Below are 19,562 nucleotides of genomic sequence, written 5' to 3'. Positions count from 1 at the left end.
TGGACGGGCCGGGAACGGCTCGTCCAACGGCGACCACCGGTCGGTCCATCCGGTCAGTCCATCCGCCGTGCCGCCCCCAGCAGCCCGGTCTCCGCCGACGTCGCCCGCGTGTCGACGTACATGCGGGAACGCCGCGCACACCACAGCGTGACCCCGTCCCGGAGCGTGGGCAGCGCCGCGACGTCGTCCGGCCCCAGCCCCAGCAGCCGCCCGAGCTCGGCCGCCTCCTCCGGGGATACCCGCTGCACCCCGACGAGATCCGCGCTCCCCATCAGCCGCGGCGCCTCCGGGCTCACGAAGGGCAGCAGCGTGAGGACGGGCTGCCACGGCGCGGCGACGACCCGCCCGCGCGGCGGACGCGCACCGCAGTCACGGACGACGAGCACCGGGCTGTGCACCGAAGCGCCCTGCGGCGGCACCCGCCCGACATCGTGCAGAGTGACGCACGGCTGGCCGCTGTTGGCGGCCTGCGCGAGCGGGGTCCACAGCTCGCGACGGCCCGTCTCGACGGCGACGCGCGCACCCGTACCGACCGTGCGCAACGCGATGACCTGCGCCGTCCACGCGCCGCCGACCAGAACGGCGTCGAACGGCGCCGGACGGCCCACTCCGAGGACGGCGGGTGCGTCGCGCGAGTCCGTGCCGATGACGACACCGTCGTCCCCTACGGGCAGCGCCAGCGCCTCGAACTGCTCCGGCGCGAGCTCGTGCCGCCCCCGGTGGGGCCCCAGCAGCCCGAAGCCGAAACGCCGACGTGCCGGGGGAGCCGCCGGGGGAGCGGGAACGGGCGGCGAAGAGGCCGTGGTCATCAGCGAGTCCCTCCCAGCGGCAGCGTGGCGAGGACGCCCGGCACCTGCTCGTTGTCCAACCGCACCAGCCCGGCCCGCACGCCTCGCGCGGCCCGCTCCAACTCACCGCGCGTCGCCGCGAGTTCATCGGCGCTCCGGCCGGTGACCCGCACATGCGCGGATATGCTCGGCGCGTGCACGCCGCCCGGAGTACGGCCCCGCCCGAGCGTCAGACTCAGCGTCGTCGACAGCGCGGGCAGCGAGGTGAGCAGCGCGGCCAGCTGCGGCAGGGGAGTGGCCTCCGGCCCCAACTGGGGCCAGCGCGCCACCCAGTACGTGCTGTGCCACCGGTCGTCGCACCGCCAGGCCCGCGAACTCTCGGCCGTCCGCCGCGTCGGCGTACCGCTGCGGCCCGCCTGCGCCGAAGCCGTCGGATTGACGCTCGCGGCGGTCGAGACAGCGGCCGCCAGACCCTCCTCGGACAACAGCTCCGCCCGGAACCCGGCCCCCTGCAGCCGGCTCGCGAGCTGATCCGCGGCCCGCAGCAGACAACGCCGCGCACCCTCCGCACCCGACCCGCGGGCCTCCACCGCCTCCCGGCACAGCTCCGGGTCGAGCTTGAGCGCCACCCATGTCAGCCGCACGGCCGGGGTCCCGGCCATCGCCTGCAGCGGCGCGTAGTTCCGGGCCGCCAGAGCGTCCGCGGGCAGATGCCGAGCAGGCGCGGGCAAGGTGCTCTGCACCACCTGTACGGACTCCAGCCGGATGCCGTCGACATCCATCGCGTCCCGCAACAGGCCGAGCGGCAGCGCCTTCTCCACCCGCAGCGGCCGCAGCGGCGCGTCGACGGCGTCGACCCGCAGCACAGCCGTCAGGAACGTACCGTCCCCGACCAGACCGACCTCGCGCCGCTCCCGGTCGGTGAAGGAGCCCGTCCGCAGTGCCGGTTCCCACTCCAGGACCGGCGCGAGCCCCGGATCCGTACCCGCCGGAGCGGCCGCCGCCCGACGGGCACGCCGCCGCAGCAGCACGGCCGCGGCCAGCCAGTCCGCTATCGGCCGCCGGCCCCGGCGCACGAGCGCGAGGAGCACCAGCACGGCGGCCACCACGACCGCCGGCACCAGCAGCAGCGGACCGGCGACCCACGCGACCAGCACCAGCGCCGCCGCCACCTCGATCAGCACCAGCTGCTGGAGCCGCACCGGCCCGACGCTCCCGGGCCGCGACACGGCCCGCGGCGCGACCGCGCCCGGCGGCGTCGCGGTGACCCCCGACGCCCGTACGCGCGTTGCGGCACCCATGCCGTCAAACCCCCTCGACCTCACGCTGATCCCTTACCGGCATAGTAGGGGGCCGGTACGACAACCGGACCGAGAGCAAGGCCCGCTCGTCCGGTGCGCCTACTGTCCGTCCACCGAAGCCGACCACTGGGGAGAAGCGGCGACACATGGCATCACGCCGGGATCAGCTCAACGCCTACACCTTCGCGAAGAAGCGGACGGTCGCCGCCTTCCTGCAACCTTCCCCCAGCGGAACGGAGGAAGGGGCACCGCGCCCGTTGCGCGCGGTGCTCCCCGGGGTGGTCGTCGGGGCGCTGCTCGTCGCCGGATTCGGGGCCTGGGGCATGTTCCGGCCGGTCGCTCCGAAGGGCTGGGACGACACCGCCGCCCACGTCATCGTCGGCAGCGAATCCACCACCCGCTACGTGGTGCTGGAGACGGACAACAAGAAGCAGCTCCACCCCGTCCTCAACTTCGCCTCCGCCAAACTGCTCCTCACCCCCGACAAATCCACCGTCATCAAGGTGAAGGAATCCGAACTCGACAGCGGCCACATTCCGCGCGGCCCGACGCTCGGTATTCCGTACGCGCCCGACCGCATGCCCGGCGCCGACGAAGCGGGCCGGAAGAAGCAGTGGGCCGTCTGCGAACAGCCCGGAGGAAACGGGAAGACCACTCAGAAAGCCGTCTTCCTGTTCGCCGACCGCGACCCGAAGTTGAAGAAGCTCACCGGACCGGACCGCCTGCGCGACAACCAGGCCCTCTACGTCCAGGGCCCGGACGACGCCCGCTACCTCATCGACCCGCAGGGCACCAAATACCTCCTCGGCGGCGCTGATTGGAAGGCCCTCGCGGACACTCCGGACTACAACCTGCTGCTGCGCTCCGTCTTCCGCGACGGCGCCCAGCCGCACCGCGTCACCAAGGACTGGCTGGCCACCTTCAACGACGGCGCTCCCATCGCCTTCCCCGAGATCCGGGGTGAGATCGGCGCGAACGCCGGGGTCGGCACGCTCTCCCCGAAGGCCGATCGCGTGGGCATGGTCCTCCAGGCACCGACCGGCACGGGCACACAGCACTACCTCGTGCTCCAGGGCAAGGTCCAGCGCGTCTCCGAATTCGTCGCCAAGCTGCTCCTCAACAGCAAAATGCTGACGCCCCTCGGCCAGGCGGGCATCCCCGAGCACGTGAGCGCCGCCGACTTCACACCGGACGACGAAGAGTTCTACGGACAGAACCACTGGCCTTCCCGCGTGCCCCAGCAGGCCAATTCCCTGGAGGCGGCCGCGGGCGGCGACGCCAAGAAGACGGTGTGCAGCATTTTCGGCGGGCTCTCCTCCTCGGGTACCCCCGAACTCGCCACCTGGGCCGGTACGGAATACCCGGCCACCATCCCCGACGGCGCCACCAGTGCCTATGTCACCCCCGGCTCCGGGCTGCTCTACCGCCAGGTCACGGGCCGCCAGACCAGCAGCGGCGCCATCTTCCTCGTCACCGACACGGGGCTGCGCTACGCGGTGCAGTCCAACAACGACAGCGACTCCGGAAAGTCGAAGATCGGTGAGAAGCCCGCGCCGTCCCCGGGGACGGACGATTCACCGGACGCGGCACCGTCCGCGGCGCCCTCCGAAACCGACACGGCCCGCAACCGGCTCGGCTATCAGAACGTGAACCCCATGGCCGTCCCCGCCAACTGGTCGCAATTCCTGCCGACAGGCCCGCGCCTGGACACCAACAGCGCCCGGCAGCCGCAGGGATCGTGAGGCGACGCATGCGACGTATCGCTACGGCGGTTGTGGCAGCCGCGCTCGCCACGCCCATCATGCCTATTACGGGTGTCTCGGGGCCGGTTGTTCCGGGGCCGGGAACTGCCGCCCCCTTGGCGCTGGACGGTGTCGGCGAATGCCGATATCCCGCCAAACCCATCAAGGGCACCCCTTGGTCGCTCCAACGCGTCCTCCTCGACCAGCTCTGGCAGGACACCAAGGGAAAGGACGGCGACGGCCGACCGGTGCGCGTAGCCGTCATCGACACCGGCGTCGACATCCGCAACCCTCAGCTCAAGGACGCGGTCGACGCCAAGAGCGGAGCCGACCTGCTCACCGGCGCCCAGACGGAGGCCGCGGACGGCATCGGCGTACGGGAAGCCGACAACGACCGCCGCGAGGTGGCCACGAAGGACCGGACGGAAAAGGCGAAGCCCACCCCGAAACCCTCGGACGGACCCAAGGCCACGCCCGCCCCGACACCCACCCCGAAGCCCTCGGATTCGGCGTCGGCTTCGGCGAAACCGAGCCCCAAGCCGTCGGACAAGCCCACGCCGAAACCCGAGCCCGAAAAGCCGGCGGCCCAGCCCGATCCCACGCTCGACCTCGTCGGCCACGGCACGAAGGTCGCCGGCATCATCGCGGCCCGCCCGTCCGCGAGCAGCGGTTTCGTCGGCCTCGCACCGGAGTCGGTCATCATCCCGATCCGGCAGAACGACGAAAAGGGCACCGGCACATCACGCACTCTCGCCCAGGGCATCAACCTGGCCGTCGCGGCCGGCGCCCAGGTCATCAATATCTCCCAGGACACGGCAAAGGCCCTGAAACCCGATTCCGATCTGGAACTCGCGGTGAAGGACGCGCTCGCCAAGGACGTCGTCGTGGTCGCCTCCGCGGGCAACGACGGTCTCGACGGCACGGTGAAGGAAACATATCCCGCCGCCTACAAGGGCGTTCTCGCCGTGGCCGCCTCGGACCGGAACAATGAGCGGGCACCGTTTTCCCAGCCGGGCGAATTCGTGGGCGTCGCCGCCCCCGGTGTGGAAATGGTCTCGACGGTTCCGTTGGGTGGTCAATGCGTGGACAACGGCACCAGTTTCTCCGCCCCGTATGTCGCCGGGGTCGCCGCCCTCATCCGCGCCAAACACCCCGACTGGAAACAGCACCAGGTCGTCGCCCAGATCGAGCAGACGGCGGAGCGCGTCACCAATGGGCACGACCGCTATATCGGCTGGGGCGTGGTCGACCCGGTCCGCGCCCTCACCGACGACGCCCACCCCCTGGACCGGGTGACCCCCGACAAACCCATGTCCCGCAACGTCAAGGCCCCGGCCCCCGCCCGCATGGCGGCGGGCGAATCCCCGGAACAACGCCAGGAACGCCTGGCCACCTACGCCCTCGGCGGCGCGGCCCTGCTGGTGGCGGCGATCGCCGGAGTGGCGGTGGTGCTACGGGACTTGAGGCGCCGCCGTTCACTCTGAGGTGTGAACCGCGGCACATCGCGGGTGCGGTGACGAGGGGGCGTTTGAGTACGCGTACTCAGGCGCCCGGGGCATGCCTGCAGGCACCATGAAAGCCAAGCCGGGAGTGACTAGAGTGGCGTAGTGTCTCGCTGATGTCACAGGGGAGGGGCGCAGTGGGCAAGAGCGATCTGGCGAAGGAAGCCGAGACGCTTGCGACGTTCAAGGGCCGAATCGACAAGATTCTGGAGAACCTGGAGGATTCGTCGTCGTCGCTGAAATCCATCGCCGACCAGACGATTACCAAGGACGCCTACGGCACGGGATTCGATTCGGCCCAGCACTTGGCCGAGCTGTATGAGCAGGTCCACGAACGGCTGAAGACTTTGTCCAAGACCTTCGGCGACCAGGTGGAGGCCATGGGCCTCGCCGCCCTGATCGCCGACCGCGGCTACGACGGCATCGATGCGGAACAGGCCGCGCGCATGCGGGCGATCGAGGAACGGACGCGGAAGTTCCACAAGGGTCCGGTCGTGCCGCCGAGAACGACGGACGCGCCGGGCAGCGGCGCACAGCCACAGCCGCCGGCGGACAAGAGCGTCAGCGGTACCGGCGGGGCCGACGGACTGTGACCTCGGGGGGAGGAGAAACAAAGTGAGCAAGGGAAAGTTCGACGACCTGAGCCACGAAAAGCTCTACGCGATGATCGAGCACGCCAAGCCCGACCACTTGACCCGTGTGGGGTCCGCCCTGACCAGCGCGGGCGACTCACTCGATGCTGTCAGCCTGATGTTGAAGGTGTTCATCGACCAGGTCCACTGGCAAGGCGAGGGCGGCGAGGCCTTCCGTAACTGGGGCGCCGAAATGACCAATCAGGCAGCCCGGTTGGGCGACCATGTCCGATCCGTCGGCACCCACGTGGGCCACGCGGGCAATGGCCTCGCCGAGGTCAAGTCAGCCATGCCGAAGCCGGCGGTGGATGGTCAGTGCTTCGCGGATGCGGAGAAGGAGAAGCAGCGGCTGGCGAGCAACGAGGAGCATCGCAAGGCTGCTGTTGACTTGATGAACAAGCTTGATTCTTATTACTCGGTGGCGCGTACGGACATTAAGGGGCTTAAGGAGCCGCAGTTTCCGTTGTTGCCGCCGACGCTTAACCCGCCGGAAGACGCCTACAAGCACCCGAGCGCGGTCCCTTCAATAGAGGGAGCTGTGGCACCTAGAGGCGGCATCGTGATGCAAGCTGCATCTGCAACCGCGTCAGGTGATCCGTCTGCAGTGGGGTATTCCCGTCACAGAACAGAAAACTCCAGCCCTCGTGTGCATCCAGGTATTGATTCGTCGGTACACACAAGTGTCGATTCCACGACGGTGACTCCGAAGCCGCATGTTCCTGTTGGCCCGGGGTCCAACAGCCATGTACCTGATGGCCCCGGGCAGCAGTCGGGGGCTCCGGAGCCACGTGTTGTTCCAATACCGCGCCCTGTGGTGCCCAGCATGCCCTCCGCAACGCCGGGCGGTACGCGTGCGCCTGGAATCCCTGGTGGTCGTTCTGAGAGCAAGGTAGTTATGCCTCGCCCGGTGGGCAGCAGCGATGGGATCGTTGGTGGTACCCCAGCCCGTCCCGGCACTCAGCCGGGTGTTGCGCGGCCGCCAAGAGGCGTAGTCATCGGGGACGAGAGGTCACCCGCCGGGCAGGGTCTTGTGGGAACGGGGAGCCCAGCCCGTGGCACGGCAGTAGGCGGGGAGCCCGGTGCGACAGGGCGGGGGCCCATGGGAATGGGGCACCCTGCCGCCGGAGGTGGCGCTGCCGCTCCTAGGCAGATCAGTCCTGGACGGCGGTTCGCCTCGGAGCCCGGTGGCGTCGTCGGCGACCTCCGAGGAAAGAGTCAGGGGCGTTCCGAATTCACTCCGGGCGGTACGGGGCTCGTACGTGGTGGCCAAGGTTCAACCGGTATGCCACTCATGAACGGTGCTTCGCCTGGAAAACCTCAACGGCGCCAAGGCACCCAGCGGCCCGATTACCTGACAGAGGATGAGGAGACCTGGACAGGCGGGCAGCGTCATACCGTCCCCCGAGTCATCGAGTAGCGCACGCCATAACCGTCAGATGCCAAGGAGAACATCGGCACATGTCATTCACCACCTCGAGAGTGCTCGTTCGCACCCTGATGGTTCCGGTGTTGACCGGTGCCGTGCTCATGGCTTCTGGCGGTCTCGCCCCTGCGATGGCTCAGGGCATTCGCTCGAAGCAGTGGTACCTGGATGATATGCAGGCCGACCGCATGTGGGAGGTGAGTAAGGGGCAGGGGATCACCGTTGCCGTCGTCGATACCGGGGTAAAGGACGGGCTGCCGGAGCTGCGCGACCAAGTGCTGGACGGTACGGATGTGTCCAACACTCCGACAGGTGCGCACAGGGATGATGACGGCCACGGAACGGATATGGCCACTCTTATTGCGGGAACTGGGGCCGATGGCGGGGTGCAAGGGCTGGCTCCTGGAACGAAGATCCTCCCAGTGAAGGCAGTGGTCAATCAACGAACCGATGCAGTTGACCCCTTGCTCAGCAGAGCTATCCGGTACTCGGTTGATCATCAAGCCCGAATCATCAATATCTCGCTGGGGCCAGGAGGGGGGAGTGAAAACTACCCCGAAACGCAGCGAGCTGTGAATTATGCTCTCGGCAGGGGTTCGCTTATTTTTGCTAGCGTGGGCAACGAAGGCGACAAGGGTAATGCCCCCATTTTTCCCGCAGCCCTTCCGGGCGTTGTTGGCGTCGGAGCTATTGATCGCACGCGCACAGCAACCAAGTGGTCCACCCACGGCGAGCAGGTATCGCTGGCAGCTCCGGGTGACGAACTCCCTGAACGCTGCTCCGATACAGAAGGCGTCTGCATTGGTGGCGGAACAAGTCAAGCCTCCGCCATCGCCTCCGCCTCCGCTGCCCTCATCTGGTCCAAACACCCGGACTGGACCAACTACCAAGTCCTCCGCGTAATGATGGACACGGCCGGTAAGCCGGTGGACGGCAAGGTCCCCAGCCCGTATCTCGGCTATGGGATCGTCCGCCCCCGCAAGGTGCTTCTCGACGGTGAGGGCAACCCCGGACCCGCGAACGTCAACCCGCTCCTCACGGGTCGGACGGCAACGTCAAAGCCGTTGCCTGCCCCGAAGCCCAAGCCGTCCGATTCCGACAAATCCGCCGCCGCCGAATCGGGTTCGGGTGACGGAGGCCTCGGAACCATCGCCTGGGTCTCCCTTGGCGCAGGCGCAGCCGTCCTGGCGGCAGCCACCGCCTTCACCGTCCTCCGCCGCCGCAAGGCATAAGCACAGACCCCACCACCAGCAACAGAAGAGAGGTGACGCATGTCGGACACTCAGAAGATCAGTGATCCCGCATTCATCAAATTCGAGGGGAAGATCCGGGAGACGAGCGAGGCCCTCTCGGGCAACCTCCGTGCCCTGGCCGATGCCATCGCCACCGTCGAAAGCGCCTGGACCGGCGCGGGCGCCCAGGCATTCCGTACGGCTCAGTTGGCGCTCAACGACGACCACGACGCTCTGCGTCGCCTGATCGACGGCATTCACGACGCCGTGGCCCTGACCCGTAAGGCCAGCCACGCCAACGACGCCGACATCATGGCCACGTTCAACAAGATCGACGTGAACGGTGCCGCCCCGGGCGGGCACCTCGGCTCCCTGGGAGCCGATGCCGGCATCAGCGCCGGTCTCGACAGCAAGATCAACGGTTACTGAGCACAGCGGCTCAGTTCCGCACCCGTAGGACCCGTAGAAACACCAACCACCAATAAGGGGGGTACATGTCCGGGGCGAATGACGACCTCAAGGTTCATTACAGCTCGGTCGAGAAGACCGCGGATGACATCACCAAGGCGGCCGGCGTCGTCGACCAGCAGCTGAAGGACATCTGGGCTGCGGTCAACGAGGTCACCTCAGGCTGGCAGGGCGAGGCCCACACGATGATGCTCCAGGCCAAGGCGCAGTTCGACGCGCGTGGCACGCACATCCACGGGATCCTGACGGAGATCGCGGCCAAGATCAAGCAGGGCAGCATGGACTACCAGCACACGGACCGCAAGGCGTCCCAGCTGTTCGACATCAGCTACTGATCCGCTGATGGCCGACCTGGTGGGGTGGGCGGCTCGCTCACCCCACCGCGCCCGTGCTCAGGTCAGGTCGAACTCGCCGTCCCGCGCGCCCAGGACGAATGCCCGCCACTCGCCCTCGGTGAAGCGCAGCACGGTGTCCGGGTCCTCCGAGGACCGCATGGCCACCGCGCCGTCGGGGAAATACGCGATTTCGACGCGCACCTCGGTCGTGGGCTCGGGCGCGCTCAGCCACTCAAGACCGCTGATGTCCCGGGCATAGAGCTCTTCCGTGATTTTTGCTTTCTCGAGCGGATCCATGAGGAAGGCCGCCTTTCAGAGTGCGCGAATGTCTCCATATCGCCGCGCGTGCACGCGAGTTGACACGTCGCGGACTGGTCCGTGAGCAGCGTACTCCCGCAGGGGTCCGTGCATCCGTGGATCACGGATCACAGCAGCCTCAGAGCTGCGCGTAGTTCCGCGCCGCTTCCCGCGAGAAGGCCACCCACATCTTGCTGCCGTCCATCGGCCCCTGCGCCTCGTCCAGACCGCAGCAGAGTCCGCCACAGGCGGCCAGTACCGCGTCCAACGTACCCAGCGCCGCCCGCCGCTGTGCCTGGCAGGACTCCAGCTCGGCTTTCGCGTGCCGCGGGTGCTCGTCGAACACGGTGAGCCGCAGCACGCCGAACCGCCAACGGATGGACAGGGTTGTCGCCCGTCCGGGCGTGAAGAGGCAGGCGTTGCCGAGGAGTTCGGACGCGGCGAGCGTGCCGAGTTCGGCCATGTCGGCGAGGCCGTGTTCATGCAGCAGGCGGCACACGGTCGTACGGGCCATCCCGAGGCAGTACGCACTGCCGGGCATCCCGAGAGAGTAGTTGAGGTTGCTCGGCAGGGGAGCCGACGGCGTCGGGGCTTGTGGGGCATCGGCCATGCAGGGCGCGTTGTTGCTCATGCGCGGTCACTCCAGACACGTGGATGAGGTGGTGGAGCCGTCGCACGCAGGTGGCCACCGGTGGCTCGCCTCCCTGGACGCGGGCACACCCGTACCAGGGAAGGCAGGCATGCTCGCGCGGTGCACTTCCGGTGCTCTCGCGTGTGAGCGGTGCGTTACTGAATGTAGGGGCAACGGCGTCGCGCGGACAACCTTGTCTGCAAAGACAACCCTGTCGGTGGACCGGCTCGGGGGCTGCACGGCATGCTTCGCATAGATCGCGAGGAGGGGCAGGCATGCCGTCGAGGAGTCATCCAACCCAGCGGCAAAGGCGCTTGGGTATCGAGCTACGCAAGCTGCGTGAAGCCGCGAGGGTGAGCGCGCAAGACGCGGGCGCGGTGGTGGGCATCAAGGCGTACCAGGTCAGTCACATGGAAGCCGGTCGTGTCGGCGTCCCGCCCAACAGGCTGCGCGCATTGGCGAGCAGCTATGGATGTATGGACGAGACGTTTGTCGACGCCCTGGTGGTGATGTCCGACGAACGCGACAAGGGGTGGTGGGAGGAGTACAGGGGCCCACTGCCCGACTTCTTCCTCGACATCGTGGAGATCGAGTGGACTGCGAAGAGACTCCGCAATGCCTTGACGTCGCACATCCCCGGCCTCCTGCAGACAGAGGACCACGCCCGAGCGATCTTCGAGATGGTCATTCCCGAGCTCACCGCCGAGGAAGTGGACGTCCGTGTGGCGCATCGCTTGCGGCGCTGCGCTGTTTTGGACCGCAAGAGCCCTCCGGCGTATGACGCGATCATCCATGAGAGCGCCCTGCGGATGCAGTTCGGCGGACGCGACGTGGCTCGTGCCCAGTTGCGACATCTGCTCGATTTCAGCGAGCGTGATCTCGTCAGCCTGAGAGTGATTCCCTTCGAGGCCGGTGGCTTCCCCGGCGCGGGCCAGACTGTGCTCTACGCATGCGCGGCAGTGCCTCAACTGGACACCGTTCAGCTGGACACTTCCTATGGCTCTGTCTTCGTAGACTCCGAAGTGGAACTCGCCAACTACCGGCGGCTCTTTAGCAAGATGGAGATCTCTGCGCTGGACGAGAGCGACTCGCGCCAGTTCATCCATTCAATTGCCCAGCAGCTTTGAGGGAAGTAGACGATGTCTGAAATCAAGTGGCAGGAACCGCTCTGCGGCGGTGGTGGCAACGCCTGCCTGCAAATCGGCCACACCTCCACCGGCACTCCCATACTCCGCGAAACGACCCGCCCCAACGAGCTGGTCACCACGACCCGCGAGGGTCTCCGCAACTTCATCGAAGCTGCCAAGCGGGGCGAACTCGACCACCTCGTCTAGGCCGGCTTGCGGGCCAGCAGGCACGCCTGCGGCGTCCGCTCCGGGAACGCGCCGTCGACATCGGGCTCGCGCAGGAGCCGAGCCCGTACGTCGAAGCCCGCCCGGCTCAGCAACTCGGCGATGAGATCCGGCCGACGCCGGTGGAAGTCGAGTGAGACCTTGTGGCCCAGCGCCTCCGCCAGGTGCAACGGCTCGTCGCCGACCTGGAACGCGAGCTGTACGTAGCCGCCGGGCGCCAGCACTCGGTGGAACTCGGCGAAAACATCCGGCAGGCGCTCCTCCGGGATGTGAATGATCGAGTACCAGGCCATGAGCCCGCCGAGGGCACCGTCCGGCAGGTCCAGGTCGAGCATCGACCCCACATCGAACCGCAGTCCAGGATGCGCCCGCCGGGCCACCGCGACCATCTCCGGCGACAGATCGACCCCGAAGACGTCCACCCCCAACCCATGCAGATGCGCCGTCACGCGCCCGGTCCCACACCCGACATCGGCAACCGCCCCGCCCCCCTTGACGAGCTCGGCGAACGCGGCGAGCATCCCCCGCTCCAACGGCTTTGCCGCCAACTCGTCACGGAAGCGCTCGGCGTAGCCGGCGGCGATGGCGTCGTAGGACGCACGGGTATCGCGCAGGAAGTCAGGTTCGGTCACGGACGGGAACCCTACCCCGCAGGCCCAACTGACCGTGACGCGACGGCGGAACAAGCATGCTGCATCAGAGGTGAGCGTTCGAATACACGCCCTTTGGGGGCAGCGTTTTCTTGCGTCCAGAACAATCGTGTCTGCAGCGCCGTTGCATCCTTGCTGTGATGCGGTTGCAGGGTTTCGCTGTTCGCGGAGACGAGTTCGTAGCCGACGAAGAACCGGGAGGGAACGTCAGCCATTATCAGGACTGTTGGAAACACTAGAGTCTCGGAAACACCTGGAATACAGGGTGACTTCAATCAGCGGGGCTTTGCCGTCAAGCCCTTTCATCCACGTGACTTCAAGCTGAGTGTGAGTCTCCGAGTGGATGGCAAGAATCTCCAGGTTCTTGTTCCTGCTGGTGTCCGTCCCGTATCTTTCCACCTTCCAACCCTGCGTCGGGAGCTTGTCGTTGAGGTTGTTCATCCCTTGCTGCAGAGTGTCGTTATCCACCCCGTACAGGGACCAGGGGTGCCTGACACTGCGGTAGCCCGCTGCGTCACCCCCACTCGTGCCGCATGCTCCGACTCCGGGGCCGGGTTCAGTGACCTTCCCTTTGACCTGCAGCATGTCCAGAACCTTGCTGGACAACGAGCCGACTTCCTTCTCGACAGCCCGGCTGTCGCGCGTTTTCGGCTCATAGTCGAGATTGCCGGATTTTTTATCCATGGCAGAACACCCCATAGTCAATGTCAAGATGCCTAGGATTACCAAACCCGTCTGGGTGCGACTTGCATTCCGTCGGGTCATCAATTCCTACTCTTCCAGCGTGACGTCGCCGTATCTGCCCACTATGACTCTGGCCTGATTTTTCAAGCTGATCGATGCCTTCTCCCCGTCCTCGTCCCAGAATCCACCGTGGTCCTTGGCGTCGCTTTGCATCACGTTTGCACCGAACTCCTTGTCCGTGGGAATGGTCCAGTCGCCCCCTAGGCCAACAAGCCGTCCGCCTTCCCGGACGAAATTATCGCTACCGCCTCCCTTCATCGCCCACATGTGGTGGGGATCGATACCAAGGTCGGCGGCGCGCTTCGCTTGCATACCGGGGCTGCCTGCGACCACCACGTCGTTGGCGGCCATGGGGCGGTCTTGGAAGGAGCCGGACTTGGCCGCGTCCCCAATGGCTGTGCTCCCATAGCTGTGCCCGATAACGGTAGTGTGCGCAGTGTCCCCGGTTGCGTTCGTATGGGCTGCTCTGTTGCCGTCGAGGAACTGCCGTAGTACGGGGCCGGCTTTTTCCGCGTACCGGTCGTGCATGGCTTCGGGGAGAATGTCTCCCTTATCGCCGGGGTATGCCGAGCGTGGGGCGTTGTAGTCGAACCAGGTGATGGTGGAAACTTTGTCGCCGGGGGAGAGCCTGTGGCTTTCCCGCCAGAGCTTTGCGCCGCGATCGAGGTTGCCCTCGATGCCGCCGAGGTCCGTTCCCGTTCCTGGCACGTACACGGCCGTATGGTCGGCGGTGTCCGGGTTGCCGTTTGCCACTATAACTTTTCCGTCACCCTTGCCCTCTGGGTCAAAGCCGAGCAGATAGGCCTCGGGCAAGTCTTTTGCTCCCCCAGTGCTGTCGAAGCGTTTCTGGATGGCGTCCATTCCTGCCAATACGCTTTTGAGGTGCTGAACCTCATCCCCATATTTCTTGTTCCATGCGAGCCACTCGCCGGTGTATGCCATGCCGGGGACGGCGTGGCGGATGTCAACGAATTTTTTGGGTTCGTCGGGTATTGCGTCCAGCCGTGCCCTGTACTCGCCGTGCTTCTCGTCGAGCACGATACGGTTGGCTTCGTCACGGACATCCGCAGGAAGGCCGTCCAGCGCGCCGACCGTAGCTGGGTGGACCGAGATGTAGTCGGCCTTCTCCCGCTGGGAGAGCCTCTTCCACCAGTCGGCGTTAGCTTCTGGGTCGCCGTTCTCAGGCGGGGGCTTGATGTGGTCCAGGTAGTCCTTCGCACCCTCGCGGACGCCACTCATATCCCCCTGTGCGTCAGCCCAGTCGCTGTCGGAGACCGTCAAGTCGTCATCGGCCTTCAGGCTCCGCAATTTGGGGGCCCATTTTTCGTCCGCCGCCGTGGCCTGTTTGATGGCTTCGGCTATTCGGTCGGCGCACTCCTGCGCGTGGGCGTAGTTCGGGTTGGGGGCGAAAGTGGCCGCTTGGTGGTTGATCGCGCGGGCGGTTTCGTCGGTAGCGCCTTGGGCTGTGCCACCCTGCGGCGTCTTGCCGTCGATCTTCTCGCCTGCGGCCGGGTAGGCAACCGAGCCGTCGGCCGCCACCGTGAACTTCCGGGCACGCGCATCATCGACCGCTGCATCGAGCTTCTTCTTGGCCGCTCGCATGTCGGAAGCGAATGCGTCGAGAGCCGTGCCGATCAGGCCGCACTCGACCTGCACGTAGTGGAAGTCCTTGGCGAGTTCTCGGAGTTGGTTAAGGGCCGCATTGGCCGCTTCGCCTTCGAGTGACTTCCGCATGCTGGCAGTGATTTGATTTTCCAGGCTGTCCTTGGCCTGGCTGGCCATATCGCTGGTCGTGCGGTACCCATCCGCCGCGTCCTCGTACTGAGAGGGGCTGAGGGCACTGAGCGCTGCGTAGTCCACCGGTCCCGATCACCGACCCCGGCTCTGCCCACCGACGGCGGGGGTGTCCTTGTATCGGTCCTTCAGCTCGTTGAAGGCGTTTGAGGTGTCCTGATCGTTCTTGTACAGGTGGTTGCCCGCTTTCTCAAGCCGTTCCTGGAGCGCACCGCACCTGCCGGTCACCTCGTCCAAGTAGTGCTTCCACGATTGGTGGACCTCCCGTTGGGCTGTCGCGCTCACCACGCCACCGCCGGTTTCGTTGCCGAGGTGTTTCTGCCCTTGCTCAAGAGCCGTCTGTGCCTTCTTAACGTTTCCGCTCAGTCGACCGACCCCGTCTCCCGCTGAGGTCCACGCGTTCTTTGCGGACTTCACACCACTCGAGCCGCCGTCAGTCCAGCCGCTCTTACCATCGGCACCTGCGAGACTCATTCCGGCATCGGCGGAGGTTTCCCGCTTGATCTGCGCCCACTCTTGCTCGAACGACACCATGGCCCTTGCACCCCACCCTTGACCGCGGTCCACGACAAACGACCGTCAGCCTAGGTAGATGGGTGAGGTACGCGCATGAGTACGCGTACTCATGCGCATACCAACAGCCGACAGTCCCTACTCCTCCGGCAGCCACCCCACCTGTACCAGCGGAGCCCCCCGCTTACGGGAGACGAAGAAGCCCCGGCCCGGTGGCATCGGGCGCGGGCGGACGCCGCCCAGCAAGTCGCCCTCGCCCGGGTCGCCCGACAGAATGACGCCCTGCGCGCCGAGTTCCTTGATGCGCTGCATGAAGGACTCGTACATCGAGCGCGACGCGTCGGCCGAACTGCGGGCGATGATGAAGCGGATGCCGACGTCGCGCGCGAACGGCAGGTTTTCCGTCAGTACCGACAGCGGGTTGCCGCTGCTCGTGGAGACGAGTTCGTAGTCGTCGACGATGAAGAAGAACCGCGGGCCCGACCACCAGCTCCGGTCGCGCAATTGCTGCGGGGTGATGTCCGGCTGCGGGGCGCGGCGTTCCATCAGGCCGTTGAGGGCGGTCGCGTGGGCCGTGAGGGCGGAGGTGATCGGCGCGTATTCCAGGAGGTGGGTGTCCGGGATGACGTCGAGGAGCGTACGGCGGTAGTCGCCGACCACGATCTTCGCCTCGTCCGGGCCGTAGCGCTCGGTGATCTGTTTGGCCAGCAGACGCAACAGCGCCGTCTTGCCCGATTCGCTCTCGCCGAACACCAGGAAGAACGGGTCGGTCTCGAAGTCGACGAAGACCGGCTCCAGATTGGTCTCGTCGATACCGATGGCGACACCCTGCTGCGGGTTCTCGAATCCCTTGGGGAGTTCGTCGGCGCGCAGCTTGCGGGGGAGGAGCCGGACGCGGGGAGCGTGCGGGCCCGGCCATGCCTCGTCGACCGCGCGGATCAGTTCCGCGGTCGCGTCCGTCATCGTTTCCGGGTCGCTGCCGGAATCGACGCGCGGCTGCCCGGCCATGAAATGGAGCTTTTCGGGGAGCTGGCCGCGGCCCGGTACGCCGGCGGGGACGTTGGCGGCGACCTTGCGGTCGAATTCGGAGTCCATGGTGTCGCCCAGCCGCAGCTCCAGACGGTTGAGGAGCTGGTCCTTGAGCGAGGCGCGGACCTCCATGTTGCGGGAGGCCGTCACGACGAGGTGGACGCCGTAGCCGAGGCCCCGCGCCGCGAGGTCGGTGACGACGCCCTCCAGCATGTCGTATTCCTGCCGGAAATTGCCCCAGCCGTCGATGACGAGGAAGACGTCGCCCCACTGCTGGTCGGCGAATCCGCCCGCCGCCCGCTGCCGCCGGTACGTCGCGATCGAGTCGATGCCCTGGGCGCGGAAGTACTCCTCGCGCCGGGCCAGGATGCCGGCCACCTCGGCGACCGTACGGCGCACGCGCTCCGGGTCGAGCCGGGACGCGACCCCGCCCACATGGGGCAGCCCCGCGACGGCGCTCATGCCGCCGCCACCGAAGTCGAGCCCGTAGAACTGCACTTCGGCGGGGGTATGGGTGAGCGCGAAGGACGCGATGAGCGTCCGCAGGAGCGTCGACTTGCCCGACTGCGGGCCACCGACGACGAGCATATGGCCCGCCGCGCCCGAGAAGTCGCGGTGCAGGACGTCACGCCGCTGCTCGAAGGGCTTGTCGATGAGGCCGATGGGAACGACGAGCCGCCCGAGGCGGCCGTGGCCGGGGGCCGTCAGCCCGCGGCCCTCCACCACGGAGAGCGGCGGCAGCAACTCGTCCAGGGACGGGGCCCGGTCCAGCGGCGGCAGCCACACCTGATGGGCGGGCGGGCCCTGGCCCTCGATCCGCCGCACCACGACGTCCAGGACCGTATCCGCGTGCGGGTCGTCGCCCGCACGGGCCGCGGTCGCGCCCGCGCCCCCGGGCTCCGGCACGGTGTACGTGACCGGCACGGGGTCGGCGGTGAAGAGCACCGGACGGCGCTCGATCGGCAGGTCGCCGTCCCCGAGCCCGGCGGCGGGCGCCGTGCGGTACGGGCCCGAGACGTACGCCGCCTTGAAGCGCGTCATCTCGTCCGTGCCGAACTTCAGATAGCCCGAGCCCGGCACGGACGGCAGGTGGTACGCGTCCGGCACGCCCAGCGCCGTCCGCGACTCGGCGGCGGAGAAGGTGCGCAGACCGATGCGGTACGACAGATAGGTCTCCAGACCGCGCAGCCTGCCCTCCTCCAGACGCTGCGAGGCCAGCAGCAGATGGACACCCAGCGAGCGGCCGATACGCCCGATCTGAATGAACATGTCGATGAAGTCCGGCTTCGCCGTCAACAGCTCGCTGAACTCGTCGATCACCAGGACGAGTGAAGGCAGCGGCTCCAGGGGCGCACCGGCCGCCCGCGCCTTCTCGTAGTCGTGCATGTTGGCGTAGTTGCCCGCCGAGCGCAGCAGTTCCTGCCGCCGCTGGAGCTCGCCGGTGATCGAGTCCCGCATGCGGTCGACCAGTGTCAGATCGTCCGCCAGGTTGGTGATCACGGCCGCGACGTGCGGCAGCGCCGACATGCCCGCGAAGGTCGCACCGCCCTTGAAGTCCGCCAGGACGAAGTTCAGCGTCTCCGAGGTGTGCGTCACCGCCAGCCCCAGCACCAGCGTGCGCAACAGCTCCGACTTGCCGGAACCGGTCGCGCCGACGCACAGCCCGTGCGGGCCCATGCCGTCCTGCGCGGCCTCCTTCAGGTCGAGCATCACGGGGCTGCCGTCCTCGCTGACACCGATCGGCACCCGCAGCCGCTCCGCCGACGACCGCGGCCGCCACGTCCGCGCCACATCCACCGAACCCGCGTCGCCCAGCCCCAGCAGATCGGTGAAGTCGAGGTTGGCGAGCAGCGGCTCGTCACCGTCGTCACCGCCCGTGCGCAGCGGCGCGAGCTGCCGCGCCAGCGCCTCCGCGGCCTCCATGGACAGCGTGTCCGGCACCCCGTCGTACGCGGCGACCTGCGACATCAACTCCAGCCGCCCCGGCTCCACCACGACCGACAGACCGCCCCGCGGCTCACCGAGATCCCCCGGCACCACCTCGACGATGGTCACGCCCTGGAGCCCCTCCGGCGCCGCGAACACCGAGTCCGCCGGGACCGAACCGCCGTCGAGGACGAGGACCACATGCGGCTGGTCCAGCACCGGCTGTCCGTCCCGGCCGAAGCGCGTACGCCCCTCCAGCCGGGGCCGCAGCAACTCCTCCAGCTCACCGGACTCGTCACCGATCAGCCGCCGCGAGCCCGCGCCGTCCACCGCGCCCGGCACCTGCACGTGCGGCAGCCACTTCGCCCACTCCCAGTACGAGGCCGCGCCGCGCGCCGCGACCACCGCGACCACCAGGTCGTCCGGCGAGTGCAGCGTCACCAGCTGCGCCACCAGGGCGCGCGCCGTCCCGTGCACCGTCTCCGGGTCGCCCGACAGCGTCACGTGGTAGAAGGCGCGCAGCGACAGCGCCATCGGCATCCCGTCCAACGACCCGTGCGTCGCCAGGAACCGCTGCATCGCGCCCGTCGTCAACGGCTCCAGGTCGTCTATCGGCGCGGTCTCCGGAGCCACCAGCGGCGTCGCCAACTGCTGCGCCCCCAGCCCGATCCGCACCTGCCCGAAGTCGTCGTCGGTCGCCCGCCGCTCCCACAGCCGGGTGCCCTCCGCGACGACCGACCACAACTGGTCGGGGGAGGGGTGCAGATAGAACTGCGCGTCACGCTGCGCCCGCGCCGTCCTCCGTACGGTCCGCCGCGTCTGCGCGAGGTACTTGAGGTAGTCGCGGCGCATGTCCGCGGTCTGCCCCTGGGAGCCCTGACGGTGCCGCACGACCATCGCGACGGTCATGCCCAGCGTCGAGCACATCATCATGACGCCCATGATCTTCATCATCGGGGCGGCGCCCGGCATGAAGAAATAGACCATCGACGAGGCCATGCCCAGCGTCGGCAACAGCTGCATCAGCACGCTGTCCTGACGGCCCCGCGGCAGCTCGGGCGGCGCCTCCAGCCGGATCTCCTCGCCGGGCACCTCCGGCGGCAGGCTGCGGGGCGGGCGATGGACGACGACCTGGCTCACCGGATGCCTCAACCCCTTCTCACGGCCGAGGACATCCGCCCGGCGCCCCTCCGGCACCGGCCT

18 protein-coding genes are annotated in these 19,562 nt (G+C 67.6%); 8 read left to right on the top strand and 10 right to left on the bottom strand.

Annotated elements, in window-relative coordinates:
• Window positions 1-53 precede the first annotated feature (53 nt).
• Window positions 54-809 (bottom strand): hypothetical protein, encoded by a 756-nt coding sequence (locus ACWD4A_RS14335; protein ID WP_451193589.1) that lies wholly within the window; start codon window positions 807-809, stop codon window positions 54-56.
• Window positions 809-2,089, bottom strand: a complete 1,281-nt coding sequence (gene eccE / locus ACWD4A_RS14330) for a type VII secretion protein EccE (RefSeq protein ID WP_451193587.1) — start codon at window positions 2,087-2,089, stop codon at window positions 809-811. Before eccE ends, ACWD4A_RS14335 begins: the two co-directional genes overlap by 1 nt.
• A 146-nt stretch (window positions 2,090-2,235) precedes the next feature.
• On the opposite strand from eccE, the gene eccB reads away from it, so the two are divergent.
• The 3 genes from eccB to ACWD4A_RS14315 all read left to right on the top strand — a co-directional run bounded on the left by eccB (window position 2,236) and on the right by ACWD4A_RS14315 (window position 5,926).
• A complete protein-coding gene (eccB, locus tag ACWD4A_RS14325) occupies window positions 2,236-3,831 on the top strand; it encodes a type VII secretion protein EccB (RefSeq protein ID WP_451193585.1) in 1,596 nt (531 codons plus the stop codon).
• A gap of 116 nt (window positions 3,832-3,947) precedes the next feature.
• Complete coding sequence (gene mycP, locus ACWD4A_RS14320) at window positions 3,948-5,315, top strand: type VII secretion-associated serine protease mycosin (protein WP_451193583.1); 1,368 nt, start codon at window positions 3,948-3,950, stop codon at window positions 5,313-5,315.
• A gap of 155 nt (window positions 5,316-5,470) precedes the next feature.
• Window positions 5,471-5,926, top strand: coding sequence for a hypothetical protein (locus ACWD4A_RS14315; RefSeq protein ID WP_451193581.1), 456 nt, complete (start codon window positions 5,471-5,473; stop codon window positions 5,924-5,926).
• Window positions 5,927-6,062: 136 nt separating this feature from the next.
• On the opposite strand, the gene ACWD4A_RS14310 is transcribed toward ACWD4A_RS14315, so the two are convergent.
• Window positions 6,063-6,191: a hypothetical protein gene (locus ACWD4A_RS14310; RefSeq protein WP_451193580.1), complete on the bottom strand. Its 129-nt coding sequence runs from the start codon at window positions 6,189-6,191 to the stop codon at window positions 6,063-6,065.
• Window positions 6,192-7,423: 1,232 nt separating this feature from the next.
• Here ACWD4A_RS14310 and ACWD4A_RS14305 point away from each other — a divergent pair.
• The 3 genes from ACWD4A_RS14305 to ACWD4A_RS14295 all read left to right on the top strand — a co-directional run bounded on the left by ACWD4A_RS14305 (window position 7,424) and on the right by ACWD4A_RS14295 (window position 9,423).
• Window positions 7,424-8,620 carry a S8 family serine peptidase gene (locus ACWD4A_RS14305; protein ID WP_451193578.1) on the top strand — a complete coding sequence of 399 codons (1,197 nt, stop codon included), beginning with the start codon at window positions 7,424-7,426 and terminating at the stop codon, window positions 8,618-8,620.
• Window positions 8,621-8,659: 39 nt separating this feature from the next.
• A complete protein-coding gene (locus tag ACWD4A_RS14300; RefSeq protein ID WP_451193576.1) occupies window positions 8,660-9,049 on the top strand; it encodes a WXG100 family type VII secretion target in 390 nt (129 codons plus the stop codon).
• Window positions 9,050-9,114: 65 nt separating this feature from the next.
• A complete protein-coding gene (locus tag ACWD4A_RS14295; RefSeq protein ID WP_451193574.1) occupies window positions 9,115-9,423 on the top strand; it encodes a WXG100 family type VII secretion target in 309 nt (102 codons plus the stop codon).
• A 57-nt stretch (window positions 9,424-9,480) separates the two neighbouring features.
• On the opposite strand, the gene ACWD4A_RS14290 is transcribed toward ACWD4A_RS14295, so the two are convergent.
• Window positions 9,481-9,720 (bottom strand): DUF397 domain-containing protein, encoded by a 240-nt coding sequence (locus ACWD4A_RS14290; protein ID WP_451193572.1) that lies wholly within the window; start codon window positions 9,718-9,720, stop codon window positions 9,481-9,483.
• 139 nt (window positions 9,721-9,859) lie between these two features.
• The gene (locus ACWD4A_RS14285) at window positions 9,860-10,351 is read right to left on the bottom strand and encodes an ATP-binding protein (RefSeq protein WP_451193571.1); all 492 of its coding nucleotides are present in this window, start codon (window positions 10,349-10,351) and stop codon (window positions 9,860-9,862) included.
• A 314-nt stretch (window positions 10,352-10,665) separates the two neighbouring features.
• Between ACWD4A_RS14285 and ACWD4A_RS14280 the strand changes: the two genes are divergently transcribed.
• Both ACWD4A_RS14280 and ACWD4A_RS14275 read left to right on the top strand, forming a co-directional pair.
• Complete coding sequence (locus ACWD4A_RS14280; protein ID WP_451193569.1) at window positions 10,666-11,478, top strand: helix-turn-helix domain-containing protein; 813 nt, start codon at window positions 10,666-10,668, stop codon at window positions 11,476-11,478.
• 12 nt (window positions 11,479-11,490) lie between these two features.
• Entirely contained in the window at window positions 11,491-11,685 is a 195-nt protein-coding gene (locus tag ACWD4A_RS14275) for a hypothetical protein (protein WP_451193568.1), read from the top strand.
• On the opposite strand, the gene ACWD4A_RS14270 is transcribed toward ACWD4A_RS14275, so the two are convergent.
• From ACWD4A_RS14270 to eccCa, 5 genes are all read right to left on the bottom strand, one after another.
• A complete protein-coding gene (locus tag ACWD4A_RS14270) occupies window positions 11,682-12,335 on the bottom strand; it encodes a class I SAM-dependent DNA methyltransferase (RefSeq protein ID WP_451193566.1) in 654 nt (217 codons plus the stop codon). The two genes, ACWD4A_RS14275 and ACWD4A_RS14270, sit on opposite strands and share 4 nt — an antisense overlap.
• Before the next feature lie 225 nt (window positions 12,336-12,560).
• Window positions 12,561-13,037, bottom strand: a complete 477-nt coding sequence (locus ACWD4A_RS14265; protein WP_451193563.1) for a hypothetical protein — start codon at window positions 13,035-13,037, stop codon at window positions 12,561-12,563.
• An 87-nt stretch (window positions 13,038-13,124) separates the two neighbouring features.
• Window positions 13,125-14,957 carry an alpha/beta hydrolase gene (locus ACWD4A_RS14260; protein ID WP_451193561.1) on the bottom strand — a complete coding sequence of 611 codons (1,833 nt, stop codon included), beginning with the start codon at window positions 14,955-14,957 and terminating at the stop codon, window positions 13,125-13,127.
• Between the two features lie 9 nt (window positions 14,958-14,966).
• Window positions 14,967-15,425 carry a hypothetical protein gene (locus tag ACWD4A_RS14255; protein ID WP_451193559.1) on the bottom strand — a complete coding sequence of 153 codons (459 nt, stop codon included), beginning with the start codon at window positions 15,423-15,425 and terminating at the stop codon, window positions 14,967-14,969.
• A gap of 117 nt (window positions 15,426-15,542) precedes the next feature.
• Window positions 15,543-19,499 carry a type VII secretion protein EccCa gene (eccCa, locus tag ACWD4A_RS14250; RefSeq protein ID WP_451193557.1) on the bottom strand — a complete coding sequence of 1,319 codons (3,957 nt, stop codon included), beginning with the start codon at window positions 19,497-19,499 and terminating at the stop codon, window positions 15,543-15,545.
• Between the last annotated feature and the right edge of the window lie 63 nt (window positions 19,500-19,562).

This window comes from Streptomyces sp. NPDC002537 (assembly GCF_053594975.1).
Note: the sequence above shows the minus strand (reverse complement) of the source record. Positions and strands in the feature narration are given on the sequence as shown.